Source organism: Haladaptatus sp. (genome assembly GCF_049589095.1).
GTDB lineage: Archaea > Halobacteriota > Halobacteria > Halobacteriales > Haladaptataceae > Haladaptatus.
Genome location: NZ_JBAWAC010000340.1, coordinates 1 through 3,649, shown reverse-complemented (window position 1 = coordinate 3,649; position 3,649 = coordinate 1). Strand labels below are relative to the sequence as shown.

General features: G+C 62.4%; 5 protein-coding genes and 1 pseudogene. 2 read left to right on the top strand and 4 right to left on the bottom strand.

Annotated features, from left to right (window positions below; translation table 11 throughout):
* The 3 genes and pseudogenes from WBV42_RS10880 to WBV42_RS10870 all read right to left on the bottom strand — a co-directional run.
* Positions 1-531: pseudogene (locus WBV42_RS10880) on the bottom strand (proteasome subunit beta); the annotation flags it as partial.
* A 54-nt stretch (positions 532-585) separates the two neighbouring features.
* Positions 586-882, bottom strand: a complete 297-nt coding sequence (locus WBV42_RS10875; protein ID WP_423986046.1) for a hypothetical protein — start codon at positions 880-882, stop codon at positions 586-588.
* A 154-nt stretch (positions 883-1,036) separates the two neighbouring features.
* Positions 1,037-1,744: a helix-turn-helix domain-containing protein gene (locus WBV42_RS10870; RefSeq protein WP_423986045.1), complete on the bottom strand. Its 708-nt coding sequence runs from the start codon at positions 1,742-1,744 to the stop codon at positions 1,037-1,039.
* A 419-nt stretch (positions 1,745-2,163) separates the two neighbouring features.
* Here WBV42_RS10870 and WBV42_RS10865 point away from each other — a divergent pair, with 419 nt between their 5' ends.
* The gene (locus WBV42_RS10865) at positions 2,164-2,637 is read left to right on the top strand and encodes a hypothetical protein (RefSeq protein WP_423986044.1); all 474 of its coding nucleotides are present in this window, start codon (positions 2,164-2,166) and stop codon (positions 2,635-2,637) included.
* Positions 2,638-2,661: 24 nt separating this feature from the next.
* Positions 2,662-3,147 carry an N-acetyltransferase family protein gene (locus WBV42_RS10860; protein WP_423986043.1) on the top strand — a complete coding sequence of 162 codons (486 nt, stop codon included), beginning with the start codon at positions 2,662-2,664 and terminating at the stop codon, positions 3,145-3,147.
* A gap of 58 nt (positions 3,148-3,205) precedes the next feature.
* Here WBV42_RS10860 and WBV42_RS10855 read toward each other — a convergent pair whose 3' ends face one another.
* Positions 3,206-3,649 carry a protein-tyrosine phosphatase family protein gene (locus WBV42_RS10855; protein WP_423986042.1) on the bottom strand — a complete coding sequence of 148 codons (444 nt, stop codon included), beginning with the start codon at positions 3,647-3,649 and terminating at the stop codon, positions 3,206-3,208.

Below are 3,649 nucleotides of genomic sequence, written 5' to 3'. Positions count from 1 at the left end.
ACCGCTGGCGGTATCGCGCTGGACGGCGCTCTCGACGGCGTTGGCCGCGACGCGCCGTGCGCCTTCGAGGGAGAGGTCGGGGTCGTACTCGCGTTCGAGGACACCGTAGGCCAGTTGCATTCCGCTTCCGGCGGCGCTGTAGTCGTCTTCCATGACGCCGCCCGCACCGTCGAGGCTGTAGATGTGCGCTCCGGTCGCATCGACGCCGCCGAGCGTCGGTTGCCCGCCGCGGTAGGGACCGTTGCGAAAGAGGTTCCCGGCGAGCGTCGAGAGCGCAGCCATGTCGATGGGATGGTCGCGACGCGTCTCGTACAGGGAGGATTCGGCACGGAGCGTGCGGATGAAGGCCTGCAAATCGCCGACGCCACCGGCCATCGTCAACGCTGCCGTCGGGAGAATAGCTTGCACTTTCTGCACGTTCTTGTTGGAGACGAAGCGACCGCCGAGGCTGGCCCGGCGGTCCGCGGCGAGGAGGACGCCCTCGTCGGTCGTCAACGCAACCGTCGTCGTACCGGTCTTCACTATGGTATCGGACATGGTGAAACGAAAGGCCGGAGAGCGGAAAAGTGTTAGCTAAAATATATTTTAGCTCGTGTCAGGTAACTCCCATTCGACCATGTCGTTGACGTCACCCGAGAGCGGTCCTTCGACGAGCGTCCGGAACGCGCCACGCCCCGCGATGGTTCGGAGGTGAGTCACGAACTCGCGCCACTCGGCGGCACAGTCGGTGTGTAGCTGCCATCCCCAATCGTCGGGACGATGTTCGGGCGGGCGGCGGTCGGGCGGTGCGATTCGAACGGAATTAGACAGATGATCGATACCTTCTGCACACCACGGACACGTCGAACTACAACCATCGTCCCCGTGCCGTGATTTCTCCACACTCATTAATTCAATCAGACACATCTGATATGATTCAATTATGGCCTTCACCACGCCACCCTTTATTATGTCACGAAGTAGGTACAGTCGGATTCGATACGATTCAGAATGGTTCGGAACGGTTCGGGATGAGTCGAAATCATCCGACCGTTCGTTACGGGGCGAAGTCGCGCATGGCGTCCAACATGGTTTCCTTCTCGCAGTTCGTGACGGCGAGCGAAAAGCCGTCCAGTTGCGCCATCTTCGGCGCGTAATCCCACAACTCGTCCGCGTCGATGCCGTGGAGGACGACGGCGTTCGGCGTCGGCGTGACGACGCGCATGGCGACCAGTGGCGATTCCCCGCGCGTGACGTTCGTGAAGACGAGCGCGCGGTTCGTGCTCTGCCCGTACAGTCGGTAGAACTCCTCGCTGGAGAGGCGAGTGATGGCCTCGATACTGTCGATGACGGTGTGGCCCGTGATGCTCGACGTCGTCCCCGACGCGAGTTCCGTCGCGTTGATTTCGTCGTAAAAGTCGGCGAGCGGAATGCTCGTCGGGTATTCGCGCAAATCGTTGACGATGCTGCTGTCGAATCCCGCCGACAGGACGCGGGCGTACTGTCGGATACGGTCGCCGCCGCGGCGTTCGTCGATGTCGAGCAGTGCTGAGACGGTGCGGCGGACGACGCCGATACCCGGATTCTCGCGCCGCCCGCTCTCGTAATCGGAGATGACCGACGACGAGACGTCGAGATGGTCGGCGAGTACAGTCTGGGACACGTCGAAGTCGGTTCGCCACTTGCGAAGCGTCGCTCCGGGGTCGTCACTCAGCGTTATCTCGCCCGCGATCTGCTCGGCGAGCGTCCGGCGCGCGTTTGTCATATTTTGGCATGAGAGTGAGCTTCGGAAAAGGGTATCGAAACTAGCATTCGACGGGTGTCGAAAGGGGGGAGATGACGGAAGACGAATCGTCCGCCGCGAAACGCCGTCACGATCGAGTAGTGCGGCGTAGGCGGAAGCGCTCCGAGACCCATTGCGAAATCAGTTATACTCGACCAATCAGCGACAGTGCCCCGACCTAGCTGTTCCCATCCGAAAGTATGCTTCCCCTACGGCGACGGTTCCCACCGCACTACTTTCCGCGATGCGCTCGTTCATCGCCCGATGCCATCGACGGTGGTACACGTCGCGGTGGGGGCCTTACTCGCCACGTCGCTACTTGCCGAACACTTCGACACGCGGGCGGCCGTGGTAGTGCTCGCTGCCGCCGCGTTTCCCGACCTCGACACGCTGCTGGGACTGTGGTCCAGGGGGGACATCGGGCGATCCTTCACACTCTCCTCCTCCCGACAGCGATCGGAATCGTCCTGCTCGCCGACCTCGTCGGGAAGAACAGAATCAAACAGCGATGGGGACCGTACGGCGTTCGCGTCGCGTGGGTCGCGCTCGTCGCCTACGTCGGCGCGGGGATCGGACTCGACCTGTTCACGAACGGCGTGAACGTCTTTTACCCGATCCACGACCAGTTCTACAGCGTCTCCGGAAAGCTCAGTTCCTCGAACAAACACGAAATCATCGACACGTTCCTCCAGCCGGAAACCCACGGAACGACGCACACGACTCACTACGGCACCGGCTTCGACCTCGCGCAGGGACCCAATCCGAGCAACGAGGAGCGGATGTTCCCCATCGTCCGAAGCGGACGGCAGTTGCTCCTCGGCGCGATGAGTTTCGGCATCCTCGGCTTTCGGATCTGGGAATCACGTAAGAAGTAAGCCCCTATCACACCCACAGGGGGTATGGAAATTCGACCGTACGAACCGAGCGACGCCGACGAATTTTGGGAGCTGAAACGCGCGTTCGAACTCGGTCTCGGGAGCGGAACCGGCGGCGACGACAAGGCCGATCTGTACGAAGGGAAACTGACCGGCGAGTACCGCGAGCGCTACCTCGACTGGGTTGAGTGGTGCGTGAATCGGGACGAACGCTGTGTGACGGTCGCCGACGCGGGCGACGAACTGGCGGGCTACGTCTTCGTCCTCCCGAACGAACTAGCGTTCATCTGGGACGCCGCCATCCTGAACGAGGTTTTCGTCCGCCCGGACCACCGCGGAACGGGCGTCGCCGACGAGTTGATGGACGCCGCCGTCGCGCTCGCCGACGACCAGAACCTCCCGCTCGACCGCCTCGTCCTCGACGTGGACCGTGAAAACGACCGCGCCGGGGCGTTCTACGAGCGCCACGGGTTCGACCACTGGGGAGAGATGGTCGCGAAAGAGTTGTAGTCACTACTGTCGCACGCAGAGCGACCTCAGCGCGAGTAATCGAAATCGAACGACGCGGCTACGGGTTCGCGGCGAGGTAGATCACCGACAACTCGTGGAGTGCGGGGTTGGGCATCGCGTACGGTCTGGCCTCTTGGACGAGGGCGAGCGCGTCGTGAAACCGCCGATCCTCTTCGGCGGCGAGCGTGGTTGCGACGAGCGTGCTGCTACGTGAAATTCCCGCCTTGCAGTGAATCAATAGGGAGCCGTCCGCCCGATACAGTCGGCGCGCGGCGTCCACCGCCGATTCGAACGCGAACCACTCGTTTCCCGTCCCGTCGATGAGCGGATGGTGGTGTGTCGTCAGTGGCTGTTTTTCGGTGGACGCCGAGAGGACGTAGTCGAACTCCCGGTCGTGGTAGTCGGGGCACGCCGCGAACCGGTTTCCGAGGTACAGATTCCGGTCACCGAGGCGACGGATTACCGCTCGGTCTTCGACGTATCCCACGGGGCGAACGAGCAG